This window comes from Streptomyces sp. NBC_00306 (assembly GCF_036169555.1).
In the GTDB taxonomy this organism is placed as follows: domain Bacteria; phylum Actinomycetota; class Actinomycetes; order Streptomycetales; family Streptomycetaceae; genus Streptomyces; species Streptomyces achmelvichensis.
The window spans coordinates 7,618,588-7,641,311 of record NZ_CP108032.1; the positions used below are offsets into that span (position 1 = coordinate 7,618,588).

At 71.8% G+C, this 22,724-nt stretch carries 22 protein-coding genes and 1 riboswitch; of the genes, 14 read left to right on the forward strand and 8 right to left on the reverse strand.

Annotation, left to right across the window (positions count from 1 at the left end):
- Positions 1 to 7 precede the first annotated feature (7 nt).
- Complete coding sequence (locus tag OHA05_RS33995; RefSeq protein WP_328862679.1) at positions 8 to 1,606, reverse strand: FAD-binding oxidoreductase; 1,599 nt, start codon at positions 1,604 to 1,606, stop codon at positions 8 to 10.
- Between the two features lie 68 nt (positions 1,607 to 1,674).
- Here OHA05_RS33995 and OHA05_RS34000 point away from each other — a divergent pair, with 68 nt between their 5' ends.
- Both OHA05_RS34000 and OHA05_RS34005 read left to right on the forward strand, forming a co-directional pair.
- Complete coding sequence (locus OHA05_RS34000; protein ID WP_328862680.1) at positions 1,675 to 2,274, forward strand: TetR/AcrR family transcriptional regulator; 600 nt, start codon at positions 1,675 to 1,677, stop codon at positions 2,272 to 2,274.
- A complete protein-coding gene (locus OHA05_RS34005; RefSeq protein ID WP_328862681.1) occupies positions 2,271 to 3,848 on the forward strand; it encodes a glycerol-3-phosphate dehydrogenase/oxidase in 1,578 nt (525 codons plus the stop codon). The genes OHA05_RS34000 and OHA05_RS34005 overlap by 4 nt, the downstream gene beginning before the upstream one ends.
- Before the next feature lie 61 nt (positions 3,849 to 3,909).
- Here the strand turns inward: OHA05_RS34005 and OHA05_RS34010 are convergent, their stop codons facing one another.
- Positions 3,910 to 4,776 carry a PhzF family phenazine biosynthesis protein gene (locus tag OHA05_RS34010; RefSeq protein ID WP_313942395.1) on the reverse strand — a complete coding sequence of 289 codons (867 nt, stop codon included), beginning with the start codon at positions 4,774 to 4,776 and terminating at the stop codon, positions 3,910 to 3,912.
- 133 nt (positions 4,777 to 4,909) lie between these two features.
- On the opposite strand from OHA05_RS34010, the gene OHA05_RS34015 reads away from it, so the two are divergent.
- From OHA05_RS34015 to OHA05_RS34025, 3 genes are all read left to right on the forward strand, one after another.
- Positions 4,910 to 5,320 carry a hypothetical protein gene (locus OHA05_RS34015; protein ID WP_328862682.1) on the forward strand — a complete coding sequence of 137 codons (411 nt, stop codon included), beginning with the start codon at positions 4,910 to 4,912 and terminating at the stop codon, positions 5,318 to 5,320.
- On the forward strand, positions 5,320 to 7,797 hold the full coding sequence (locus OHA05_RS34020; RefSeq protein ID WP_328862683.1) for a DUF4132 domain-containing protein: 2,478 nt from the start codon (positions 5,320 to 5,322) through the stop codon (positions 7,795 to 7,797). The genes OHA05_RS34015 and OHA05_RS34020 overlap by 1 nt, the downstream gene beginning before the upstream one ends.
- Before the next feature lie 130 nt (positions 7,798 to 7,927).
- Positions 7,928 to 8,563 (forward strand): maleylpyruvate isomerase family mycothiol-dependent enzyme, encoded by a 636-nt coding sequence (locus tag OHA05_RS34025; protein WP_328862684.1) that lies wholly within the window; start codon positions 7,928 to 7,930, stop codon positions 8,561 to 8,563.
- A 378-nt stretch (positions 8,564 to 8,941) separates the two neighbouring features.
- On the opposite strand, the gene OHA05_RS34030 is transcribed toward OHA05_RS34025, so the two are convergent.
- Positions 8,942 to 9,865, reverse strand: a complete 924-nt coding sequence (locus OHA05_RS34030) for a LysR family transcriptional regulator (protein ID WP_328862685.1) — start codon at positions 9,863 to 9,865, stop codon at positions 8,942 to 8,944.
- 83 nt (positions 9,866 to 9,948) lie between these two features.
- Here OHA05_RS34030 and OHA05_RS34035 point away from each other — a divergent pair, with 83 nt between their 5' ends.
- The 3 genes from OHA05_RS34035 (at position 9,949) to OHA05_RS34045 (ending at position 12,523) form a co-directional block, all read left to right on the forward strand.
- Positions 9,949 to 10,881, forward strand: coding sequence for an EamA family transporter (locus tag OHA05_RS34035; protein WP_328862686.1), 933 nt, complete (start codon positions 9,949 to 9,951; stop codon positions 10,879 to 10,881).
- A gap of 188 nt (positions 10,882 to 11,069) precedes the next feature.
- Positions 11,070 to 11,405 carry a hypothetical protein gene (locus OHA05_RS34040; RefSeq protein ID WP_328862687.1) on the forward strand — a complete coding sequence of 112 codons (336 nt, stop codon included), beginning with the start codon at positions 11,070 to 11,072 and terminating at the stop codon, positions 11,403 to 11,405.
- 158 nt (positions 11,406 to 11,563) lie between these two features.
- Positions 11,564 to 12,523 carry a ketopantoate reductase family protein gene (locus tag OHA05_RS34045; protein WP_313942386.1) on the forward strand — a complete coding sequence of 320 codons (960 nt, stop codon included), beginning with the start codon at positions 11,564 to 11,566 and terminating at the stop codon, positions 12,521 to 12,523.
- A 126-nt stretch (positions 12,524 to 12,649) separates the two neighbouring features.
- Here the strand turns inward: OHA05_RS34045 and OHA05_RS34050 are convergent, their stop codons facing one another.
- Positions 12,650 to 13,033: a hypothetical protein gene (locus OHA05_RS34050; RefSeq protein WP_328862688.1), complete on the reverse strand. Its 384-nt coding sequence runs from the start codon at positions 13,031 to 13,033 to the stop codon at positions 12,650 to 12,652.
- Positions 13,034 to 13,247: 214 nt separating this feature from the next.
- On the opposite strand from OHA05_RS34050, the gene OHA05_RS34055 reads away from it, so the two are divergent.
- From OHA05_RS34055 to OHA05_RS34070, 4 genes are all read left to right on the forward strand, one after another.
- Positions 13,248 to 14,030: a sulfite exporter TauE/SafE family protein gene (locus OHA05_RS34055; RefSeq protein WP_328862689.1), complete on the forward strand. Its 783-nt coding sequence runs from the start codon at positions 13,248 to 13,250 to the stop codon at positions 14,028 to 14,030.
- Positions 14,031 to 14,187: 157 nt separating this feature from the next.
- Complete coding sequence (locus OHA05_RS34060; RefSeq protein ID WP_328862690.1) at positions 14,188 to 15,453, forward strand: DUF4032 domain-containing protein; 1,266 nt, start codon at positions 14,188 to 14,190, stop codon at positions 15,451 to 15,453.
- Positions 15,454 to 15,811: 358 nt separating this feature from the next.
- Positions 15,812 to 16,330 carry an AAA family ATPase gene (locus OHA05_RS34065; RefSeq protein WP_313942381.1) on the forward strand — a complete coding sequence of 173 codons (519 nt, stop codon included), beginning with the start codon at positions 15,812 to 15,814 and terminating at the stop codon, positions 16,328 to 16,330.
- A 179-nt stretch (positions 16,331 to 16,509) separates the two neighbouring features.
- The gene (locus OHA05_RS34070; protein WP_313942380.1) at positions 16,510 to 16,923 is read left to right on the forward strand and encodes a VOC family protein; all 414 of its coding nucleotides are present in this window, start codon (positions 16,510 to 16,512) and stop codon (positions 16,921 to 16,923) included.
- A 168-nt stretch (positions 16,924 to 17,091) separates the two neighbouring features.
- Here the strand turns inward: OHA05_RS34070 and OHA05_RS34075 are convergent, their stop codons facing one another.
- From OHA05_RS34075 to OHA05_RS34090, 4 genes are all read right to left on the reverse strand, one after another.
- Positions 17,092 to 18,102 carry an ABC transporter substrate-binding protein gene (locus OHA05_RS34075; RefSeq protein WP_328862691.1) on the reverse strand — a complete coding sequence of 337 codons (1,011 nt, stop codon included), beginning with the start codon at positions 18,100 to 18,102 and terminating at the stop codon, positions 17,092 to 17,094.
- Between the two features lie 9 nt (positions 18,103 to 18,111).
- Positions 18,112 to 18,957: an ABC transporter ATP-binding protein gene (locus OHA05_RS34080; RefSeq protein ID WP_328862692.1), complete on the reverse strand. Its 846-nt coding sequence runs from the start codon at positions 18,955 to 18,957 to the stop codon at positions 18,112 to 18,114.
- Entirely contained in the window at positions 18,957 to 20,072 is a 1,116-nt protein-coding gene (locus tag OHA05_RS34085) for a FecCD family ABC transporter permease (protein ID WP_443043810.1), read from the reverse strand. The genes OHA05_RS34080 and OHA05_RS34085 overlap by 1 nt, the downstream gene beginning before the upstream one ends.
- Before the next feature lie 69 nt (positions 20,073 to 20,141).
- Positions 20,142 to 20,285: riboswitch (cobalamin riboswitch) on the reverse strand.
- A 27-nt stretch (positions 20,286 to 20,312) separates the two neighbouring features.
- Positions 20,313 to 21,299 carry a YihY/virulence factor BrkB family protein gene (locus OHA05_RS34090; protein ID WP_313942376.1) on the reverse strand — a complete coding sequence of 329 codons (987 nt, stop codon included), beginning with the start codon at positions 21,297 to 21,299 and terminating at the stop codon, positions 20,313 to 20,315.
- A 388-nt stretch (positions 21,300 to 21,687) separates the two neighbouring features.
- Between OHA05_RS34090 and OHA05_RS34095 the strand changes: the two genes are divergently transcribed.
- A complete protein-coding gene (locus OHA05_RS34095; protein WP_328862694.1) occupies positions 21,688 to 22,350 on the forward strand; it encodes an Asp23/Gls24 family envelope stress response protein in 663 nt (220 codons plus the stop codon).
- Complete coding sequence (locus OHA05_RS34100) at positions 22,347 to 22,700, forward strand: Asp23/Gls24 family envelope stress response protein (RefSeq protein WP_313942374.1); 354 nt, start codon at positions 22,347 to 22,349, stop codon at positions 22,698 to 22,700. The genes OHA05_RS34095 and OHA05_RS34100 overlap by 4 nt, the downstream gene beginning before the upstream one ends.
- Positions 22,701 to 22,724: the final 24 nt, after the last annotated feature.

Below are 22,724 nucleotides of genomic sequence, written 5' to 3' on the forward strand. Positions count from 1 at the left end.
GAGCCGGTCAGCGGAGGGGGAGGAGGACGCCGGGATTGAGAATCCCGTCGGGGTCGAGATGTGCCTTGACGGCCTGGAGGATGTCGGTGCCGAGCGCGCCGATCTCCTGCCCGAACCAGTCGCGGTGGTCGGTTCCCACGCCGTGGTGGTGACTGATGGTGCCACCCGAGGCGAGGATCGCGTCGTTCGCGGCCCGCTTGACGGGGGTCCAGTGGGCGATCGGGTCCTGGCCCTGGGCCGACACGACGGTGAAGTACAGCGACGCCCCGGTCTCGTAGACGTGCGAGATGTGGCACATGACCAGCGGCGGGGTGCCCGCGGCGGTCAGGGTCTCGTTGAGGGCGGTGCGGACCGCGTCGTAGAGCGCGGGGATGCCGGACCAGAAGGTGGCGGTCTCCAGCGTCTCGGCGAACGCGCCGGCGTCCAGCAGGGCGTCCCGCAGATAGGGGGCGGAGTAGCGTCCGTGGGCCCAGCGCTCACCGGGTTCGGTGCCGACGAGTTCGCCCCCGCAGGTCTCCAGCACGGTCCGTGCCTGCTGCTGCCGGCTCGCGTTGTCCTCGGGCGTCCCTTCGAAGCCGACGATGGCCATGCACCCGGCGGGCGCTCCGTCGGGGCCCGAACCGCCGATGGCGTCGGGCTGGGCGAGCCCGATGAGGGTCTCGGTCTCGTCGGACAGCCTCAGCACGGTGGGCCGCGGGCCGTCCTGGGCGAGCGTGCGCAGGGCGGCGGCTCCGGCCTCGAACGTGGCGAAGCGCCACCCTTCGTAGACCCGCTCCACCGGGCGGGGGCGGATGCGCACCGTCACCGAGGTGATGACACCGAACGCGCCCTCGGACCCGAGGACCAGCTGACGCAGATCGGGTCCGGCGGCCGAACGCGGCGAGCGGCCGAGGTCGAGGCTGCCGCGGGGGGTGGCGACCGTGAGGCCGAGCACCATCTCGTCGAAGCGGCCGTATCCGGCCGAGGCCTGGCCGCTGGAGCGTGCCGCGGCGAAACCGCCGATGGTGGCCCACTCGTAGGACTGCGGGAAGTGGCCGAGCGTGAAGCCGCGTTCGGCGAGGAGAGCCTCGGCCTCCGGCGCGCGGAGCCCGGGCTGGAACGTGACGGTGCGGGAGACCTCGTCCAGCGCGAGCAGGGCGTCCATACGGCGCAGGTCCAGGGCGACGAACGGGCCCTGGCCCTCGGGCGCGAGCCCGCCGACCACGGAGGTACCGCCGCCGAAGGGGACGACGGCCACGCCGTGGGCGGCGCAGACCGCCAGGACGGCGACGACGTCGTCGTGACTGCCGGGGAGCAGGACCGCGGCAGGGGTGTCGTCGGTGTTGCCGGCCCGGATGCGCAGCAGGTCGGGTGTCGACTTGCCCCGGGTGTGCCGGATCCGCGTCTCGGCGTCCGTCCGCAGGTGCTCCGGGCCGCCGAGCGCGTCGGCGAGGGCCTGACGGACATCGGCGCCGAGCGGCGAGTCGGGGACCCGTATCTCCTCGAGGGCGATCGGTTCCGCGGTCCGCGGCTTCACCCCGAGGGCTGCCTGCAGGAGCTCGATGACCGAGTCGGGCAGAGGGGCCGCCTTGGCCGGGTCGCCCCAGCCGCTCCACAACATGTCCACGCGGGTTTTCCTCACTGGTTGGTCCGGTGGCCGTGTCAGTCGGCCGCACTGCCGTTACACTGTGACAGATGACGCCCATTCGTCACAACCATTCGGACGGCGACGCCGTTCTCGACGCGGCCCGGGACTGTGTTCTCGCGGTCGGCGTCCGCCGGACCACCCTGACCGACGTGGCCCGGCGGGCCGGCGTCTCCCGTATGACGCTCTACCGGCGCTGGCCCGATGTGCGGACCCTCGTCGGCGATCTGATGACGCGTGAATGGATCGCCGTCGCCCAGGGCGCGCTCCCTCAGGCCGACGACGCCGCCCCCACCCGGGACCGGCTGGTCGACGGGCTGGCGGCCGGAGCGCAGGCGTTCCGGGCGCATCCGCTGTTCCGCAAGATCATCGACGTGGATCCGGAGCTGCTCCTGCCCTATCTGCTCGACCGGCGCGGTGCCACGCAGGACGCCCTGCTGGAGCTGATCGTCACCGCGGTCGAGGAGGGGCAGGCCGACGGCTCGCTCCGTCGGGACCACGCCGTCCGTCAGGCCCGCTCACTGCTTCTCGTCGTGCAGGGATTCACGCTCTCGCTGCGCACCATGACCGACGACAGCGAACCCGACCTCACCGCCGCCGCGTTCCAGCAGGAGCTGCGGACCGTCCTGGAGAGGATGCTCGCCCCATGAGCCCCACCCCCGACCCCTTCCCTTCCTCCCTCAACGCCTCACGGCGCGCTCGTGAGTTGGCCGAGCTCACCGACGGCGCCACTGTCGATGTCCTGGTCGTCGGACTCGGCGCGACCGGCGCCGGCGCCGCGCTCGACGCTGCCGCCCGGGGACTGTCCGTGGCGGCGATAGACGCCCACGACCTCGCGTTCGGCACCTCCCGCTGGAGTTCGAAGCTGATCCACGGCGGGCTGCGCTACCTCGCCACGGGCCAGCTCGACGTCGCCCACGAGAGCGCCGTCGAACGCGGCATCCTGATGGAACGCACCGCCCCGCACCTGGTACGCCCGCTGCCCTTCGTCCTGCCCCTGACCCCGCTGGTGGGGCGGACCCAGGCCGCCATCACCCGGGTGGGTCTGCGCGCGGGCGACGTGCTGCGCGCGTCCGCCCGCACCTCGCGTGCCACGCTGCCCGCACCGCGTTCCCTGTCCGCGCGGGAGACCCGGCACCTGGCGCCCGGCCTCCGCTCGACGGGTCTGCGCGGCGGTCTGCTGTCGTGGGACGGCCAACTCAGCGACGACGCACGCCTGGTGACAGCGATCTCCCGGACGGCGGCGGCACACGGCGCCCGCATCCTGACCCGGGTCCGTGCGCTGGAGGTCGGTGATTCCGTCGCCCGGATACGCGACGAGCTCACGGGCGAGGAAGGGTTCGTCCGAGCGCGTGCCGTGATCAACGCAACGGGCGTATGGGCGGGCGGCCTTGTGGAGGACATCCACCTGCGCCCGTCGCGCGGGACGCATCTGGTCCTGCGGGCAGAGGCGTTGGGCGGTCTGTCGTCCGGTCTGCACATCCCGGTCCCGGGAGAGTCCAACCGCTTCGTGCTCGTGCTCCCGCAGGGTGACGGCAGGGTCTACGTCGGTCTCACCGACGAGCCGGTGGACGGCGACGTCCCCGATGTCCCCGAAGTGCCCGAGTCCGACATCGGGTTCCTGCTCGACGTGCTCGGGTCGGCGCTGTCGGCACCGCTGCCCCGGTCCGCGGTCGTGGGCGCGTTCGCCGGGCTGCGGCCGTTGCTGACCGCGGGCAGCGGGGCGCAGGAGCGCACGTCCGACATCTCACGCCGGCACGCGGTCCTCAGCTCCCGGGACGGTGTCGTCACCGTCGTCGGCGGCAAACTCACCACGTACCGGCGCATGGCGCAGGACGCGGTGGACCACGCCGTGAAGACGCGCGGACTCATCGCCGGACCGTGCCGGACGGCCACACTGCCGCTGGTGGGGGCCGCCGCACCGGACGCCCTCGCCGCCCTGGACGCCCCCCGCCGCCTGGTCGAGCGGTACGGCACCGAAGCCCCCGCCGTCCACGCCCTCGGCACCGCGGACCCGGCCCTGCGGGAACCGGTGGTCGCCGGCCATCCGGTCACCGGAGCCGAACTCGTGTGGGCCGTGCAGCACGAAGGCGCGCTCGACGAATCCGACGTCCTCGACCGTCGCACCCGCATCGGACTGGTCCCGCAGGACCGGGAGTCGGCGATGGCAGCGGCACGCTCGGCGCTGTTCGCGGGGTCGCCCGGCGGGGGCGGGAGCGACTGACCGCGGGGTGGTGGATCGAGCGATCGGCGTCGGTCCACCGGCCCCCGTCCTCGCCGCCGGGTCAGGAGATCCGCGTGCCGGTCCCCGACACCCGTACCCGCTCGTCGCCTTCGCGCAGCTCCACCGTCAGTACACCCGGGCGGCCCAGATCCTCGCCCTGGTGGAGAGTGAGCACCGACGACCCGGGGACCAGGCCCAGTTCGCGGGCGTACGCGCCGAAGGCGCCCGCCGCCGCACCCGTGGCCGGGTCCTCGACCACACCGCCCACCGGGAAGGGGTCGCGGACGTGGAAGACGGTCTCCGACTCCCGCCACACCAGGTGCACCGTCGTCAGATCGAGGCGGTGCATCAGGGCTTCGAGACGTTCGAAGTCGTACTCCAGATCCGCCAGTCGCTCGCGGGTCGCGGCCCCCAGCACGAGATGACGCGCGCCGGCGAAGGCGATGCGGGGCGGGATCGCGGGATCCAGATCGCCGGCCGGCCAGTCGAGCGCGGCCAGAGCCTCGTCGAGATCGGCGGCCGCGATCTCCTCGGTGTGCGGTTCGACCGTCGTGAGCGTGGCCCGCAGCGAGCCGCTCACCTCGGTCACGGTCACGTGCACCGTGCCCGCGCGTGTCGCGAAGACCAGGTCGCCGGGGCCGATGCGCTCGCCGAGAGCGACGGCCGTGGCGACGGTGGCGTGCCCGCAGAACGGCACTTCGGCCTGCGGGCTGAAGTAGCGGATGGTGAACGCACGGCCGCTGTCGCCGCCGAGCCCCTCCGGCGGCGGGGTGAGGAAGGCCGATTCGCTGTACCCGAGCTCCGCGGCGATGGACAGCATCTCCGCGTCGCCGAGCGCTGCGGCGTCGAGGACGACGCCCGCGGGGTTCCCACCCTTCGGATCCTCGGAGAAGGCGGTGTAGCGCAGGACCTCTTGCTTCGTCGTCATGACGGGCGCAACGACGTGCGGGCGTGGGTTGTTCCTGACGGCCGCTCGGCAGGTGAACGGCCGGAGCCGTGCGGGCCGGCGACAGACTCCCGCCGGCGGGCCGTTGTCAGTGCCGCCCCCTAATCTCCTCGGCATGGCACGGGTGACATTCGTCGACGAGACGACATCGGGCAGCCGCAGTGACGGCTGGGGACTGGACATCGCCGAGGAGCGGCTGGCGTTGCGCGAGGTGATCCGGCGGCGGGTCTTCCAGGAGGTCGCCGAGTTCCACGCACGGGGCGCCGGGGAGTACCAAGAGCTGGTCCGGCCCGCCTCCGGCAACGGTCGGGCGGACCGCGCGTCCGGTGCCGGCCGTACGGGCGAGGCGACCGGCGGCCGGATGGATCCGGAGGCTCAGTGCGCCCTCGCGCTCGCCGCCTTCGAGCGCAACGGCTTTCTCATACTCGTCGGCGACCGGCAGGTCGAGGATCTGGACGAGGAGATCGAGCTGCGCCTCGACACCGAAGTCACCTTCCTCAAGCTCGTCCCCCTGGTGGGTGGCTGATGACCATGTACGGAACCGAACAGCTGCGGCAGGTCGAGGGCCACATCGCCGACGACAACATGGGCGAGCTGGCGAAGAAGCTCGTGAACATCGCCACGGTCAACAACAACCACTGGCACGACGACGGCGCGAAGATCCTCGCGGCGGTGGGCGCACTGCCCGAGAACTCCCGGCTGCGGCTCGCCAACGCCCTGGTCGCACGCCACCGGTCGGGCGGTGACGGTGACACCGTCCGCGGGCATGTCCTCACCCTGGTCGGCGTCGTGGGGCGTGACCTGCCCGACGATCTGCTCTCCGCGGAGCGGCTGCGGAAGCTGGACGACCTCTCCCGGGTCAGCTCCCACTACGCCACGCACGAGCTCCAGACCCTCGTCGAAGCCGAACTGGCCGCCGGACGGACGGTGTCGGGCCATGTCGTCGCCGTGGTGCGGCGCTGCCACCTGAGCGCCTATCACGACAAGCAGCGGCTCGGCGAGCTGGCGAAACGGCTCCCCGAGCCGGTGCTCAATCCCGGTGAGGCCTGGTCGGACCGCGTGCTGGCAGACCTGCCCGTGCTCGCCGGCGACTGGCCCGCGCTGCTGTCGCACGCGCTCACCGCCACCTCGGCGAAGCCCAGCGCGAAGTGGGACCAGTCCGCCCGGGACCTGATCGCCTCCATCGGGGCTGATCAGGTGCGGACCACGGTGGTGTCATGGCTCGCGCTGGTCGGGCGGCCCCGGACGCTGGAACTGGTCCGCGGCCCCTACGAGTCGGACGTCAACAACGCTCTGGACCCGTACAACGCCAACGCCCTGCGCGGTCTCGCCTGGATGCTGTCCCTGCTTGCGCCCCACCCCGAGACGGCACGGGCCCTCGGGGCGATGACCGATGCCTGTCTGCGCAAGGTGGCCGGGCTCGGCCCGCGCAATCCGAAGATCGCCAACGCGGGGGTCACGGCACTCGCCCGTATCGAGAGCGAGTCCGCCCTCGCCGAACTGGCCCGGCTCGCCACCCGAGTGACCTACAAGGGCACCCTGAAACTGATCGACGCGGCACTGGAGACAAGGGCCGCCGCGCTCGGGCTGAGCCGGGACGAGATCGAGGAACTCGCCGTGCCCGCCTACGGGTTGACCGAGGTGGGCCGGTCGGTGCACCGGCTGGGGGAGTGCACCGCGGAGCTGGCCGTGACCGGCGGCCGGGCCCGCCTGACCTGGCTGAACGCCGCGGGCAAGCAGGTCAAGGCGCCGCCCGCCGCGGTGCGGCGGGACCACGCCGACGAGCTGAAGGAGCTCAAGGGCGCGGCCAAGGACATCGACAAGATGCTCGGTGCCCAGTCGGAGCGGCTGGACCGGCAGTTCCTCGCGCGCAGGTCATGGGCGTACCGGGCCTGGCGCGAGCGGTATCTCGACCATCCGCTCGTCGGCACCCTCGCACGACGGCTGCTGTGGTCCGTGGACGGCACGACGTGCGGATATGCCGACGGCGAGCTGCGCGACCAGGACGACGCGCCCGTCACCGACGGCACCACCGTGGAGCTGTGGCACCCCGTCGGCAAGGACGCCGCGGACGTCGTCCGATGGCGGCTCTGGCTCGAACGGCACGCGATCACCCAGCCGTTCAAGCAGGCACACCGCGAGGTCTATCCGCTCACCGATGCCGAGCGGACCACGGGGACGTACAGCAACCGCTTCGCTGGGCACATCCTGCGCCAGCACCAGTTCCACTCGCTCGCGGCGGTCCGCGGCTGGACGAACCGGCTCAGACTCTGCGTGGACGACTCCTACACACCCGCCTACCGTGAGCTTCCCCAGTGGGGGCTGCGTGCCGAGTACTGGATCGACGGCGAGGCCGAGGGCTGGGGCCCGGGCGAGACCACCGAGTCCGGCAGTTATCTGCGGCTGGCCACCGACCAGGTGCGCTTCTATCCGATCGACGCCCCGCACAACTACGCGCACGCCGGCAGCGGGCGCTACGAGATGTGGCTGCGGGACGGAGGTGACCGCGTCGCACCGCTGGCTCTCACGGACATCCCCGAGCTGGTGCTCTCCGAAGTCCTGCGCGACGTCGACCTCTTCGTCGGGGTGGCCTCCGTCGGCAACGACCCCACGTGGCAGGACGGTGGCCCCGGCGGCCGCTTCCGGGAGTACTGGACCAGTTACGGCTTCGGAGAGCTGAACCAGAGCGCGGCGACCCGCCGGGAGCTCCTCGCCCGGCTCGTGCCGCGCCTCGCGATCGCCGATCGCTGCACGGTCGAGGGCCGCTTCCTGGAGGTACGGGGCGATCTGCACACGTACAAGATCCATCTGGGGTCCGGCAACATCCTGCGGACGCCGAACGACCAGTACCTGTGCATCGTGCCCAAGGCCGGCGGCGGACACGACACCGGGTATCTGCCCTTCGAGGGTGACGGCATGCTCGCCGTGATCCTCAGCAAGGCCACGATGCTCTCCAGGGACAAGGAGATCACTGATCCCACGATCGTCAGCCAGCTGCGCTGAGCGCGGGGCGGGCGGGGGCCGAGGGATCCCCGGAGAAAATGTCGCGGCACATGTCGATCCGGCCGTCTCCTGTTCGACGCAGGAGTGAGAGGCGGGGACAGGCCCCGCCCGCCGGACGGTGGAGCCGACCATGGACCGCGACGAGATTCTCTCCTGGGTGAAGGCCGAGCGCCTGAGCCTTGCCGACTTCTTCGAAAGCCTCCACGACGAGGAGTGGGAGGCGGCATCGCTCTGCGCCGGCTGGACGGTCCACGACGTGGCAGCGCACCTGACCCTGTCGACCCGCACCACACTGACGGGTTCGATCACGGGGATCATCCGGGCACGCGGCAACTGGGACCGGATGGAAGCCGACAAGGCACGGGAGAGGGCGGCCGGGTTCGGCCCGGCCGAGCTGATCGCCCAGCTCCGTGAGACGGCCGGCTCGGCTCGTCGGGCGCCCGGCGCCGCCCCGCTGGACCCACTGGTCGACGCCCTGGTGCACGGCCAGGACGTGGCCCGTCCACTCGGGCGCCGCCGGGACATGCCGGTGGACCGGACGGTCGCGGCCCTCGCCCATGTCCACGGCAGCATCTTCTACGGCGCGCGCAAACGCCTCCGCGGCACGAAGCTGGTGGCCACGGACGCGGACTGGTCGGCGGGGGAGGGCCCGGACGAGGTCAGGGGACCGGTCGGGGACCTGCTCCTGCTGGCGACCGGGCGTCCGGAAGGGCTGGCGGGTCTCTCCGGCCCGGGTGTGCGACGGCTCGAGGCGGCGCTGCGGTGACAGGGCTCGGCTGCGGCCGGGCTCCGGCGACAGGGCGGCGCCCCCGCGAGCCGACGCAGGAGGACAGGGCGCCCCGCGAACCGTGCTCCGAGGACGCGGCCTCGGTGGCACTGGGTTCGCGGGATGCCGCGGCCTTCTCGGGTACTCCCGTCCCAAGCCTGTCCGGGCGACTTGTCGGCCTGTGACGACAGCTACGGCACTCCCCCTGAGCCCTTCGGGCACGGGAGGTGCCCCCACGCTGTGTTGGCGGAGTCGCCCGAGTACGCCCAGTACCAGGACGACCTCCCCCAGCCTCCGGCGGGGGTGCCCCACCGGAGTGCGAGGTATCGCATCCGACGCCACAGGCTGTTCCTCGAAGATCGCCCGGACAGGACCTAGCTAGAGACCGACACCCGTGATGGCGGTGGCCAGAGCCGTGATCGGTGGCCACGACCACTGGCCGGCACGCGCCAGCAGAAAGCTGCGGCGCTTGCCGGCCAGAGGATCCAGTGGGCGGAACGCGACGTCCGACCGGCTCCTCTCGATCCCCGATTCCGCGAGCAGCGCCACCCCGAGTCCGGCCCCGACCAGGCTGTTCACCAGGTGCAGGCTGTCCACGCGGTGGGCGATGCGGGGGGTGAACCCGGCGATGGCGCACACACGCTGCACCAGTTCGTCGTCGTCGGTCCCGCGGGAGTTGGCGATCCAGCCCGTCCCGGCGAACTCCGCCAGCTCGGACACCGCGACGGGCCTGCCGGCGTCCGGGTGGTCCACGGGGACCGCCAGGAAGAGCGGCTGTTCGTCGAACTGCCGGGCACTCAGCTCGGGCGGGAGGCTGCGCGGGACCAGGCTGTAGTCGTACACGACGCCGAGGTCCATCCCGCCGGAGAGCAAGAGCCCCGCCGTGTGCTCGGGCTCGTGCTCGTACACCTCCACCACCACACGTGGGTACACCGCACGCAGATGCTCCAGGGCGGGGAGGACGACAGGCTCCACCGCGGTGAAGAAGCTCGCCAGCCGCACCCTTCCCACCGGATCGGCCACGCCCCGCAGCTCCGCTTGAGCCTCCTCCACCGCGGCGAGGATGCCCACCGCGTGCTCGACCAGCCGCTGACCGGCGGGTGTCAGCTGGACCCGGCGGCCGACCCGGCTCAGCAGCGGGACCCCGACCTCCTCCTCCAGGACGGCAAGGTGCTTGGAGACGGCCGATGTCCCGTAGCCCGTGCTCGCTGCCACCGCGGCCATCGTGCCCAGGCGGTGCAGTTCGACCAGGAGACGCAGCCGTCCCAGATCGGGCAGATGCTCGATGCCATCACTCGTCATCCAGCGATTGTCCACCGATAGTGGCCAAAGCGTCCACCATCGGCCCGTGGACAGAAACAGAGCCCGGCCGGTCCAATGGCCTGGTGACTGCCACCACCACCGCCGATACGACCGACGCAACCACCGGTGCCACGGCGCCCCCCGGGCCCCGTCTCATGCCGGGCCCCGCGCTCGTCCTCATCGCCATGGCCGCCCTGCACACCGGCAGCGCCCTGGCGACCGAGCTGTTCGGTTCGCTCGGTCCGGCCGGGACCACCTGGCTCCGGCTGACGTTCGCGGCCGTGTTCCTGCTGGCCTGCACCGGCAGGTCACTGTGGCGGACGCTGAAGACGACACCGCGCGCCGACCTAGTGGCCACGTTCCTGCTGGGTGCGGTCAGCGCGGGCATGATGCTCCTCTTCTCCGAAGCGGCCGCGCGGCTCCCGCTGGGGACGGCCACCGCGCTGGAGTTCCTCGGCCCCCTCACGGTCGCCGTCGTCGCGTCGCGTCGCTTCAAGGAGCTGACCTGGCTGGGACTTGCGGCCATCGGCGTCCTCCTGCTCACCTCACCGTGGGCGGGCGCCACGAGCCTGACGGGCGTCCTGTTCGGTCTCGGCTCGGCGGCGTGCTGGGCGCTGTACGTCGTGGGTACGGCCCATGTCGGCAGCCGCTTCTCGGCGTCCCACGCCCTGGCCGTCTCACTCGCGGTCGCCGCCCTCGTCGCCGCACCGTTCGGCGCGCCCGGCGCTCTTCCGGCCCTCACCTGGCACACCGCCGCCGCCGTCGCCGGTATCGCGGTGCTCATGCCGCTCGTGCCGTTCCTGCTCGAGATGAAGGCGCTCCAGCGCATCGGCAAGACCACCTACGGCACGCTGGCCGGACTGGAACCGGCTGTGAGTCTGCTGGCCGGCGTGATCCTCATCGCCCAGACACCCACGTCGCTCCAGATCGCCGGCACCGCTCTGGTGGTTGCCGCGGGCATCGGCGCGACGCGGGCGGAGGCACGCCGGCGGACCGGCGGGCCGGCGGTCCTGTAGCGCGCCTGCGGACCGCTGGCCCGCCCGGGGCGCGTCCATTCGTGTGCCCATGTCCGGCCGTGCACCGGGTACGCGGTCCTCGGGGGAACCGATGACCTTGGCCCTCGCTCCTGCGGGGCGCCGGGCTCCTGCGGGTTCGCCCTCGGTGGAGGGCGGCCCGACATCCAGCGATTCGAGGCGAGACCCAGATGAACGATCACGGCACGGACGACGCCGCACCTCAGCGACCGCAGGACGAGCTCCGGAGGAACGCCGCCGAGCAGGGGGCTCGCGAGCGGGAGCGTACGGAGCAGGAAGCGGTGGTCGCCGCGGCGGAGGCGGCAGCCCCGACGTCGTCCGAGGGCTCGGACACCCTCCGCCGGGCACTGGCCCGTACGGGAGTCCTCGACGTGTTCGGCGACCAGGACGAGACGGTGGTCGGGGCTGTCGCCGAGGCGTCCCCGGATGCCGCCGCCGTGGTGGCGGGATGGATCGACACTGCGTTCGAGGCGGGCCGGGCCCGACGCCCGCACTCCCCGGCGTAAGGGCCGTCCGCACCTGCTCCGCGTACCGTCCGGAGCCGCGCCGGAGAAGGCTGAGGGTGCCGCGTACCGTGGCGGTCAGCCGTCGATCCGACCGAGCCGGTGCTCGGGCGCGGATTGTCCGGAGTACGCGGGTCGTTCACAGAGAAGGAACAGGCGTCATGCGTATTGCTGTCGTAGGTGCGGGGGGAGTGGGCGGGTACTTCGGTGCGCGCCTCGCGGCGGCCGGGAACGAGGTGACGTTCGTGGCCCGGGGCAGGCAGTTGGAGGCGATCCGCCGCAACGGGCTGCTGGTGCGGAGCCCCCTGGGCGAGTTCCGGGTGCACGCCGACGCGGTGGTGCCCACGATCGCCGACCTCGGCCCCGTCGACGTCCTTCTCATCGCCGTCAAACTGTGGGACACCGACGACGTGGTGGCCCAGCTCCGGAACCACGTCGGCGCGGGCACCATGGTCATCTCCCTGCAGAACGGCGTGCAGAAGGACACGGTCCTGCGTCGCGAACTGCCCGCGGAGGCCGTCGCCGGGGGCGTCTGCTACATCTCGGCCGCCATCCAGGAGCCCGGGATCGTCGTGCACAACGGCGAGATGCAGAAACTGGTCTTCGGCGAGTACGGCGGTCAGGACTCGGACCGGACCCGGGCGTTTCTCGACGCCTGCCTCAAGGCCGGTATCGATGCCGAGATCAGCGCCGACATCGAGCGGGTCATCTGGGAGAAGTTCGTCTTCCTGGCCAGTGTCTCGGCAGCGACGTCAGTGGTTCGCCAACCCATCGGCGTGGTCCGTTCCCACCCCCGCTCCCGCGCCCTGCTCGGCGATCTCATGGCGGAGGTCGTCGCGGTCGGCCGCGCCGCAGGGGTCCATTTGGATCCCGCGTTCGCCGACGACCGGCTCACCTTCTGCGACAGCCTTCCGGCGACGATGACCTCCTCGATGCACCACGACCTGACGGAGGGGCACCGCCTCGAACTGGCGTGGCTGAGTGGTGCGGTGGCCGGTCTCGGCGAGGAACTCGGCGTGAGCACACCACGCCACCGGACCGTCGCCGACATCCTGGCTCCCTACGAACTGGGTGAACCGGATTCGGTGGACGAGTCCATCGACACCGACACCGACGCCTGAACGGGCGGCACGACCCGAGCAGACACCTGCTGCCCGGCCCATCGGCCGGGCAGCAGGTACTCGGGCAGGCTCGTACGAGGTCCGGGCGCACGATTCCGCGCCGGACGACCGCGCCGGACGGACGGATCAGCGACTGCCGTCCTTGTCGGAGGATTCCTGCGGGTCGACGCCGGAGAAGGCGGAAGCGTCCTTCTTGCCGCTGGGGCGCTGGGACTTTCCCCTCCGGCCGGTGTCGTGCATGCCCTCGGACTTCTTGCCACGGTCCTCGCCGCTCGTGGTCGTGCTGTCCACGGGCGTGCCGGCCTCCGAAGCCCGCTTCTCCTCCTTGGTGGACGCCCTGCGTGGCTTGTCGGCCTCGGGGGCGTACGTGTCGGGGTGGAAGGACCGGTGAGCGCTCGGGTTCGGCTGCTGGGACTTCTCGTCCACATCGGGCGACCACCCGTGCTGCTTGTCCCCCTCGTGTCGGCTCGGCCCCTCGCCGTGCCGGGGCTGCCTGGGCTTGTTCGCCATCGCGAGACCTCTCGTAGATGTCGTATGTCCCAGTATCCGCCTTCTTGAGTGTTTGGTTCCAGGGGTGCCGGTCATGGCGGCCCAGCGCGCAGTCACGCCGTCCGGCGTACGGCTGCCCCCGTGGCCGCCGAGATCACGAGGTCCTGTGCGTGACCCGCGCGAACCCGGTTGAATGACGCATCGGCGAAGATCGAGACCGGCGGAAGGGGCCGCGGTGGACTGGTGGACGCTCCTCGGGGGCCTGGTCGCAGGGCTGGCCATCGCGGCGCTCACCGCGCCGGTCGGTGTGTCCGGGGCGGTGTTTCTCCTTCCGGTGCAGCTGAGCGTGTTCGCCGTGCCGAACCCCGCGGTCACCCCGACCAACCTGCTGTACAACGTCGTCGCCGGCCCGGGCGCACTGTGGCGCCACCGCACCGCCGGCACCCTCGGCGGTCCGCTGACGCGCCGCCTGGTGCTGGGCACGCTGCCCGGCGTCGTCCTCGGCGCCTGTATCCGGGTCTTCGCGCTCCCCGGCCCGACGGTCTTCCGGCTGCTCATCGCGTCCCTGCTGCTGCCGCTCGGGCTGTCCCTGTGCCTGCGCACGCTCCGGCCCGTACGGCAGCGGACCGTCGACGAACTGTCGGGTCCGGCGCTCACCGCCCTGGCCGTGACGGTCGGAACCGTCGGCGGGATCTACGGGATCGGCGGCGGATCCCTGCTGGGACCGATTCTGGTCGGCCGGGGCGTACCCGTGGCGAAGGTCGCCCCGGCCACGCTCGCGGCGACCTTCGCCACCTCCGTGGTCGGTGCCGGCGCCTACGCGCTGCTGTCCCTGGTCGGCTCCGGCGCCATCGCCCCCGACTGGCCCCTCGGCCTCGCCTGCGGTGCCGGCGGTCTCATCGGCGGGTATCTCGGTGCCCGGCTCCAGCCGTACCTTCCGGAGTCCGCGCTCCGCGTGATGCTCGGCCTGATGGCAGCGGCCCTGGGCATCCTCTACGCGGTACAGGTCCTGCGCTGACCGGCGGCCGTGCCCCGAGGAGCCCGGCAAAGGACCGCGTCAACCGGCGCCGTCGAGCGACCGTTCGGCGGCAGGCGCGGGACGCCCTGCCGGGCGACAAGGCGCGCAACCCGTACGTCACACTGGTGGCCCGTCACCGTACGACGCGAGGCGACCGATGGCTTTGCAGATCAGTGCCACCAATCCCGAGCACCCCGCCGTCCTGCTCGAACTGCCGTGGCATCTCCCGCTGGAGGAGTGGCCGGAGAAGTATCTGGTGCCGCTGCCGCGCGGTATCTCCCGGCACGTCGTGCGCTACGCCCGCGCCGGGGCCGAGGTGGTCGCCGTCAAGGAGCTGGCGGAGCGGCCGGCGACACGGGAGTACGAACTGCTGCGCACCCTGGCCCGGGTGGGCATCCCCGCGGTCGATCCGCTGGCGGTCGTCACCGGGCGCAGCGGAAGCGACGGGGAGCCCTTGGAGCCGGTGCTGATCACCCGCCACCTCAACGGCTCCCTGCCCTACCGCTCCATGTTCGAGACCACCCTGCGTCCCACCACGGTCCATCGGCTCATGGACGCCCTGGCCGTCCTGCTGGTCCGGCTGCATCTGGCGGGCTTCGCCTGGGGCGACTGCTCTCTGTCCAACACCCTCTTCCGCCGTGACGCCGGTGCCTACGCGGCCTACCTCGTGGACGCGGAGACCGGTGAGCTGCACCGCCAACTCAGCACGGGGCAGCGCGAGTACGACATCGACCTGGCCCGGGTGAACATCATCGGCGAGATGCTGGACCTGGAGGCGTCGGGCGCGCTGCACCCCTCGGTCGATCCCATCGCGTTCGGCACCGAGATCTGCCGCCGCTACCACGACCTGTGGACGGAGCTGACGCGTACCTCGGTCTATCCGGCGGGCAAGTACCACTACATCGACCGCCGGATCCGCAGGCTCAACGATCTCGGCTTCGACGTCGCCGAGATGCAGATCCAGCACTCCTCGAACGGCGACACGGTCACCTTCGTGCCGAAGGTCGTCGACGCCGGCCACCACCAGCGCCAACTGCTGCGCCTCACCGGCCTCGACACCGAGGAGAACCAGGCCCGGCGCCTCCTGAACGACCTGGAGAGCTGGATGGTGACACAGGACGACTACGCACCGGGCGATCCGCTCGGCGCCCGGACGGAGGTGCTGGCCCACCGCTGGGTCCGCGAGGTCTTCCGGCCCACGGTACGGGCGGTCCCGCAGCAGCTCAGGGGCGCCATGGACCCGGCCGAGGTCTACCACGGGCTGCTGGAACACCGCTGGTACCTCTGCGAACGCGCGCAGCACGACATAGGCCTGGAGACGGTGGTCGAGGACTTCGTCACGCATGTGCTGCCCCAGACGCCGGAGGCGGCGAACGAGACCGTCGCACCGCCCGCGAGGAACACGCCGCCACCGTCGCCCTGAGTGTGTGGTGGTCGCGGAGGGCTTCCGCGCCTCGTGACTGCGGCGGACCCTCAGGCCCCTCAGGACATTGTCGGCGCGGGTGTCCATGCGGCCGTCCGGACCCGGCAGTTCACGGCCGGCGTGGCCCACGGTCAGCGGCCCGCAGTACGCAGTACGCACACGTACCCAGCAAGGGGCCACAGCTCCGCTGCGCGGCGCACAAAGCCCGCGTTTGCCCTCGCCGCCACGGGGGGAGTGCAGGACCTGCGCCAGCACCAGGCCGGATCGGCCGTCCAGGAGGGACCGCGTCACGTCGTGCTGCCCGGCCCTCTCGGCGGAGAGGGCAGGCCCTCAAACGGTGGCGGATAGCCTGCACCCCGTGAAACGCATCCTCGTGGCCGGCATCAGCGGGGCCGGGAAGACCACCCTGGCTCAGGCCGTTGCCGCGCGGCTGCACCTGCCGTTCCACGAGATGGACTCCCTGAAGTTCACCGGACCTGACTGGGCGACCGGCCCGGACTTCGTCGAGCAGGTGGCGGCGATCGCCGCCCGCCCGGGCTGGATCATCGACTCCCTCGGCTATCCGGAAGTGCGGGACCTGCTGTGGGAGCACGCGGACACCGTGATCTGGCTCGACTACCCGAGAGCCGTCGTCATGCCCCGCATCCTGCGCAGGTCGCTGCGGCGGACCCTGTTCCGTGAGCGGATCTTCGGCGGCAACGTGGAGACCGTCTCCGACTGGTTCCGCCGTGACCATCCGGCGTGGTGGGCCTGGTCGCAGCACGCCGCCCGGCGTGCGGAGATCGAACGGCGTACCCGCGATCCCCGCTTCGCACCGCTGCACGTCCTGCGTTTCGCGTCTCCCCGGCGCGCGGAGGAGTGGTTGCGGCAGGTGTGACCTGCCGGTTCCGGACCGGAGGGCCGCACAGCACCGGGACCGGCCGGTACCGCGAGCTGATCCGGCGGCCACCCGAAACACGTCCTCCGCGAGCCGATGAGTTTTCTGATCGCCGCCCGTCTACTTATCCGAACGGCAGCCACCGCGGCGGCCGCGGACGCGAGAGCGGAGTGACGGACATGGCACAGCAGGTCTACATCAACCTTCCGGTGAAGAACCTCGAGACGACGAAGGCTTTCTGGAGCAAGCTCGGGTTTTCCTTCAACGATCAGTTCAGCGACGAGCAGGGGGCCTGTCTGGTCATCAGCGACACCATCTACGCGATGCTCCTCACCGAGGCGCGCTACAAGGACTTCACCAAGAAGGCCGTCGCCGACGCCTCCACGACCAGCGAGGTCATCATCGCGTTGAGCGCGGAGAGCCGTGAGCGGGTGGACGAACTCACGGACAACGCGCTGGCGTCCGGCGGTTCGCCCGCGGGCGAGACGCAGGACCACGGGTTCATGTACGGCCGTTCCTTCCAGGACCCGGACCACCACAACTGGGAGGTCATCTGGATGGACATGGCCGCCGCCGGTGGCGACCAGGGCTGAGCTCTCACCCGAGGACATGGCCCGGCTGTGCCGTCAGGACGTGTGCGTGGTCGACGGCCCGGTGAGGACGACTCCTCGCCGGGCCGACGCACAGCGCCGCACACCTCGCAGGGCCGTCATGCGTGACCGGCCCCCCCGGCGCCCCGACCGGCGCCCGCCGCCCAGGCCTCAGCCGCCGGCCGTCCGCAGATACGCGGCGAGCGCCTCGATCGCCGCCGGATTGCGCGGGCTCTCCACCAGGTCCACGTAGTCGAGCACGAAGATCTTCCGGTTCTTGACCGCGGCGACATGCGCAAGCGGGGGATAGGACAGCAGGAACTTCCGCTTCGCCTCGGCGCTCGGCTGCGCGTAGTCGTTGATGACGATGACGTCCGGGTTCTTCTCGACCACGCTCTCCCAGCCGATCGTCGTCCATGAGTCCGCCAGGTCATGCGTGATGGACGTGCCGCCCGCCTTGGTGATGATCTCCTCGGGCGCGGCGAAACGGCCCGCCGTGAACGGCTTGTCCTCGCCACTGTCGTAGAGGAAGACCGTGGGCCGCTCGGCACTCCGGGGAGTCCTGGCCGCGACGACGGCGATCCGCTTCTTGAAGTCGGCGATCAGCTTCGCGGCCCGGTCCTCCACGCCGAAGAGCTTTCCGAGGTTGGTGAGGTCGGTGTACAAGGCCTGGAGCGGCGGCATGATGCCGCGTGCCTTCTCGTTGCCGTTGCGGCAGGACTCGGTGAGGACGTACGAGTCGACACCGACCTTGCGCAGCGAGTCCGGCGTGATGCCGTCGCCCTCGCTGAAGCCGTAGTTCCAGCCGGCGAAGACCATGTCGGCACGCGCGTCGAGCACCACCTCGCGCGTGATCGTCTTCTTGGAGAGCCACGGCACCTTGTCGTATCCGGCGTGCCAGGGCACTCCGTTCAAGTCGCCCTTGTCGTCCGGCATCACATAGCCGGCCATGCGGTCCTCCAGACCCAGGGCGAACATGATCTCGGTGATGCCGACATCGTTCGTCACCACGCGCCGGGGCACCTTGTCGAAGGTCACCTTCCGCCCGCAGTTCTCGATGGTCACCGGCCCGGCGTCGCCCTTCGCGTCGGAGGGCTCGGACTTCTTCGCGCCGCACCCCGCCAGCGTCAGGGTGAGGACGGCGGCGAAGGCGGCGCAACGGCGGCGGGACATGACGGACATGAGGGTTTCCTATTCGGGGAGAGCGGCTTCGGGGAGCGCCGCGACGGGGAGCTGGGCCGGCGCGGGCAGCCGGTCGAACAGCAGCCGCAGGGCGCCGGTCTCGGGGTGGCGGACGCGATGGGCGCGCACCCCGAAGACGGTGGCGAGCAGTTCGGGGGCGAGCACCTCGTCCGGCGGGCCCGAGGCGACGACAGAGCCTTCGCAGATCACGTACAGCAGATCGCAGTACTCCGCCGCGAGGTTGAGGTCGTGCAGCGCGGTCAGCACGGTCACCGCACGGTCGGAGCCGGGCGGCCGCCAGTCGCGTACCAGCGCCAGGAGGTCCAACTGGTGGGCGATGTCCAGGTGGTTGGTCGGCTCGTCGAGCACCAGTACGCGCGGTGACTGTGCGAAGGCGCGGGCCATCAGCACCCGTTGCCGTTCACCGCCGGAGAGGGTGAGAAAGGTTCGGTCCGCCAGATGCCCCGCACCGGCCCGGTCGAGCGCCTCGGAGCAGACCGCGATGTCGCTCGCCGACGGCCGGCCCAGCGCGGAGGCGCGCTGGCGGGGCAGTCGCCCCATGGCGACCACCTCGGCGACCGTGAAGTCGAACTCCGGGGCCGAGTCCTGAGGGAGGGCGGCGACACCCCGGGCCGCGGCCCGCGCGTCCATGGTGTGCAGGTCCTCGCCGTCGAGACGCACGACGCCGTGCGCGGGCCGTAGCGCCCGGTAGACACAGCGCAACAGGGTCGACTTGCCACTGCCGTTGGGGCCCACGAGGCCGACCACCTGACCCGCGGCGACCCCCAGATCGATGTCCCGCAGCAGGCGGGCACCCCCGATGTCGACCGACAGCTTCTCGATGTCGACCCGCATCATCGGCCCCCGAACGCATAGCCACGACGGCGCATCAGCACCAGGAACAGAGGCACGCCGACCACAGCGGTGATCACACCCACCGGGAGTTCGGCGGGCGCGAGCAGCAGTCGGGACAGGATGTCCACCCACACCAGCAGCACCGCACCCATCAGCGGCGCGACAGCCAGTACCCGCCGGTGGTCGGCGCCGACCAGCATCCGGACGAGGTGCGGAACCATCAGACCGACGAAGCCGATCGCACCGCTCACCGCGACCACGGCGGCCGTGACCCCGGCCGTGACGACGAACAGCTCGCGGCGCAGCCGCTCGGGGTTCACTCCCAGCGCGGCCGCGGTCTCGTCGCCCATGGCCAGCGCGTTGAGCCGGCCCGAGGACAGAGCGAGATACGCCAGCCCCGCGGCCACCGTCGCCGCCGCGATCGGCAGCGCGTTCCACGACGCGCCGCTCAGACTGCCCAGCAGCCACATCAGGGCGGACCGTGCGGCCTCGCCGCGTTCCGCGCCGAACACCATCAGGGTGGTGACGGCCGAGAAGCCGTACGACATGGCCGTCCCGGTGAGGATGAGCCGCAGCGGGGTCAGACCGTGCGCGCTGCGGGCCACCGCGTAGACCAGGGTCATGGCCGCGAGCGCGGAGGCGAAGGCGGAGACGGACAGCGCCCAGATCCCGAGTGCCGCGAAGGTGCCGAAGAGGATCACCGCGTTGGCGCCCACAGCCGCGCCGTAGGAGATGCCGAGGACGAAGGGGTCGGCGAGCGCGTTGCGCACCATCGCCTGGACGGCGACGCCCGTCGTGGCCAGGCCCGCACCGACGACGGCCGCGAGCAGGGTGCGGGGGAAACGGATCTCCCAGACGATGCTGTAGGCCGCCGTCTCATCCGCGCCCAAGGTCCCGCCGGTCAGCCCGGCCCACAGCAGTCGCAGCACCTCACCCCACGTCAGATCCGAGGCTCCCAGTGCCACTCCGCACACGAGGGACAGCAGCAGGGCGGCCGCAAGACCGACGGCGAGCGGCCCGGCAGGCGTCCGGCGCGGTGGACCGGCCCCCGGAGACTTCACGGGCGTGGCGGTGGCTGCGGACACGCGCGGTCCTTCGGATCGGGCCGCGGGCATACCTGAGCAAGGGCGGCCCGCACGGCACGAGGCGCGCGGTTTCCCTCTCGCAGTCCACGGCGAGCAGTGGGGAGTTCCGTACGCTCCATGGGTAACCGGGCTTGCACGTCGCCCTGTTCACCGGGCGACATGCTTACCGTTGCGGGTCAGCGCCGGACTCTCACCGGACTTCCCCCACGGGACGCCTGCGCAGCGTAGCAAGGGGCCGTACGCGGGCCGCAACAGGGCGACCGGCCCGCGCTACGAGGTCGACGCGGCTGCCGGACCCGGCTCCGGCGCCGGTGCACGCTCCGCCAGCCGGTGCAGTTCGGCGGTGAACTGGGCGCCGGCGAGCAGCGCCAGGTTCGACACCCACAGCCAGATCAGGAAGACGACGATCCCGGCCAGCGAGCCGTACAGCCTGCTGTAGGTGCCGAATCCGGAGACGTACGCCGTGAAGCCGGCGGAGGCGGTGAGCCAGAGCAGGCCGGCGAGCACACCACCGGGCAGGGCATGCCGCAGACAGCGCGCCGACGTCGGTCCCGTACGGAAGAGGACCATCACCAGAACCGCGACGAGCGCGACGAGGACCGGCCACTTCAACAGACTCCAGGCCGCCGCGCCGCCCTCGCCGATACCGGCCCACCGGCCGAGCGTGGCCGCCAGCGAACCGCTGGTCACCAGGACGACCGCACTGACGACCAGCAGGCCCAGCACGGTGATCGCCATCAACACGATTCGGTAGGCAGTACGCAGGGCGGGCCGTGTGTCCTCGGTGCCGTGGAGGGCATGCAGCGCCCGCCGGAAGACGGCCACATAGCTGGACGCGGACCACAGGGCGCTGACACCGCCCGCTGCCACGAGGGTGAGCGCGGCGGAGCGTTCCGCGGCCATCCCGCGCAGCGCCTCCTGGAGCGCGCTGCCCGCTTCGGCGGGCGCCCATGCCGTGACATGGGCGATCAGCGTCTCGGTGGTGGTGTCGCTGACCAGCCCGATGACGGAGACGGAGACGAGGAGGGCGGGCAGCAGGGCGAGAATCGCGTAGTAGGTGAGCGCCGCCGCCCAGTCGGACACGTCGTCGTTCCACATCGACACCGGTGTGCGGCGCAGCGCTGCTCGCCGCTGCGACCAGGCGGTGTGGGCGGGCGGGGTCGCGCAGGGCTTCGCCGGGGCTGCGGCCGCGGGGGCGGAAGCGGCCGGCCCGAGGCCGAGGCCGATGCCGTCGGGGGCGGGGACGCGCCGTGTCATGGCGTTGCCTCTCAGGGTGCGTGGTGCGGGGGAGCGGCTGTGATCATGTCATTCGTGGTGAAGGGCCCGGTCCGGCGACAGAGCCCTGACCTCCGTGTGCCCCCGCCACGGCAATGTCCTCGTCACAGAGGTGACGGCATTCGGTGTGTTCAGTGGATACGGTGCACCCGGGGGCACCGGCCGCGCGGATCCGCCGCGCGGTCGCGGAACGTCCGCACACTCCTCGGGACCGTTCCTCGTGCCGCGTCACGCGGTCGTCGGGCGTGTCCATGGACAGACGAGGTGAGCACGTGGCCATGGCCGAGAAGACGGACCTCGACCGGCAGATGGTCAGCGCGCGCGGCGTCCGCGCACGCCGCCGTCCGACGCGGGAGGGGGTTGTAGGGCGATGACCCAGAACCCTCACGCCCCTCATGAGCAGGACGGTCCCGGCAGGGAAGAGACGCGGGACGTCGATCTCCTGCCGTGCGGGCGCGACCTGTTCCGGACCGTCGAGCAGGGGCAGAGCGAGCAGTCCGATGCGCATGCCCGCTCCTGCCCGTACTGCGCGGCCGTACTGGGCGAAACCGCCCTGCTGAACGAGGTCGTACGCCGTGCCGGGGACGGCGGTTCCGCCGGCGGCGACGCCGACGCCGGCGACGACACAGACCGGAACGCACGGATCATGGACGTGGTGCGCCTGGAGCTGAGCCCCGGCAGGAACCTCCCGCTCGGCGGGAGAGACGAGGACACGTGGATCACCGAGGCGGCCACCGCCCGGACCTTCCGGGCCGCGGCCGCGTCACTCACCGGCGTCCACATCGGCGACTGCGTGATCCGTCCGCTCGACGCGGCGGATCCGGGGCCGGCCCGGTGGCCGCGCGGTCCGGTCCACGTCCGGCTGGACGCCGTCGTGGCGAGGACGTGGGACCTTCAGGACGTCGCCGCACGCATCCGGGAGCGCATCACCTCGGCGGCCGACACGGAACTGGGCATGGACGTCGCTGTCATCGACGTACGGATCGCCGACATCCTCGACCCCGAGGCCGGCGACGAAGGGGGAGAGCGATGACGGACAGCAAGCCGTCCGCGCAACTGGCGGACGCCATCACCACCGCGGTCCTGAGCACCCGGGGCGTGGCGTTTCTGCGCCCCGGGCTCACCGACCTCCTCATCGCCTCGTCCGGCTCCGGATGGGGCCGCCCGGCCGGCGACACGACCAGAGCCGGCGGCGGAGTGCGTGTCGTGCGCCAGCAGGAGTCCGAGGCCTGGACCGTGGAGGTCACCATCGTCCTGCGGCGCGGCCACCGTGCGCTGGACGTCACCCGGGCGGTGAGGGCAGCCGTCGCGGAGACGGTCCGCCCCGCGCGCGGCCCCTCGGTGCCGGTGCATGTGACGGTGACGGTCAGCGGGGTGGTCTGAGCCCAGGCGCGCGGTGGTGCGCTG

What these genes read in the sequence shown, in the direction of transcription:
- OHA05_RS34000 (WP_328862680.1), top strand. Translation starts at nt 1,675, where the DNA reads ATGACGCCCATTCGTCACAACCATTCGGACGGCGACGCCGTTCTCGAC.
- OHA05_RS34090 (WP_313942376.1), bottom strand. Translation starts at nt 21,299, where the DNA reads ATGACACGGCGCGTCCCCGCCCCCGACGGCATCGGCCTCGGCCTCGGG.
- OHA05_RS34060 (WP_328862690.1), top strand. Translation starts at nt 14,188, where the DNA reads ATGGCTTTGCAGATCAGTGCCACCAATCCCGAGCACCCCGCCGTCCTG.
- OHA05_RS34020 (WP_328862683.1), top strand. Translation starts at nt 5,320, where the DNA reads ATGACCATGTACGGAACCGAACAGCTGCGGCAGGTCGAGGGCCACATC.
- OHA05_RS34045 (WP_313942386.1), top strand. Translation starts at nt 11,564, where the DNA reads ATGCGTATTGCTGTCGTAGGTGCGGGGGGAGTGGGCGGGTACTTCGGT.
- OHA05_RS34100 (WP_313942374.1), top strand. Translation starts at nt 22,347, where the DNA reads ATGACGGACAGCAAGCCGTCCGCGCAACTGGCGGACGCCATCACCACC.
- OHA05_RS34080 (WP_328862692.1), bottom strand. Translation starts at nt 18,957, where the DNA reads ATGCGGGTCGACATCGAGAAGCTGTCGGTCGACATCGGGGGTGCCCGC.
- OHA05_RS34070 (WP_313942380.1), top strand. Translation starts at nt 16,510, where the DNA reads ATGGCACAGCAGGTCTACATCAACCTTCCGGTGAAGAACCTCGAGACG.
- OHA05_RS34010 (WP_313942395.1), bottom strand. Translation starts at nt 4,776, where the DNA reads ATGACGACGAAGCAAGAGGTCCTGCGCTACACCGCCTTCTCCGAGGAT.
- OHA05_RS34050 (WP_328862688.1), bottom strand. Translation starts at nt 13,033, where the DNA reads ATGGCGAACAAGCCCAGGCAGCCCCGGCACGGCGAGGGGCCGAGCCGA.
- OHA05_RS34040 (WP_328862687.1), top strand. Translation starts at nt 11,070, where the DNA reads ATGAACGATCACGGCACGGACGACGCCGCACCTCAGCGACCGCAGGAC.
- OHA05_RS34085 (WP_443043810.1), bottom strand. Translation starts at nt 20,072, where the DNA reads ATGCCCGCGGCCCGATCCGAAGGACCGCGCGTGTCCGCAGCCACCGCC.
- OHA05_RS34075 (WP_328862691.1), bottom strand. Translation starts at nt 18,102, where the DNA reads ATGTCCGTCATGTCCCGCCGCCGTTGCGCCGCCTTCGCCGCCGTCCTC.
- OHA05_RS34015 (WP_328862682.1), top strand. Translation starts at nt 4,910, where the DNA reads ATGGCACGGGTGACATTCGTCGACGAGACGACATCGGGCAGCCGCAGT.
- OHA05_RS34005 (WP_328862681.1), top strand. Translation starts at nt 2,271, where the DNA reads ATGAGCCCCACCCCCGACCCCTTCCCTTCCTCCCTCAACGCCTCACGG.
- OHA05_RS34030 (WP_328862685.1), bottom strand. Translation starts at nt 9,865, where the DNA reads ATGACGAGTGATGGCATCGAGCATCTGCCCGATCTGGGACGGCTGCGT.
- OHA05_RS34025 (WP_328862684.1), top strand. Translation starts at nt 7,928, where the DNA reads ATGGACCGCGACGAGATTCTCTCCTGGGTGAAGGCCGAGCGCCTGAGC.
- OHA05_RS34095 (WP_328862694.1), top strand. Translation starts at nt 21,688, where the DNA reads ATGACCCAGAACCCTCACGCCCCTCATGAGCAGGACGGTCCCGGCAGG.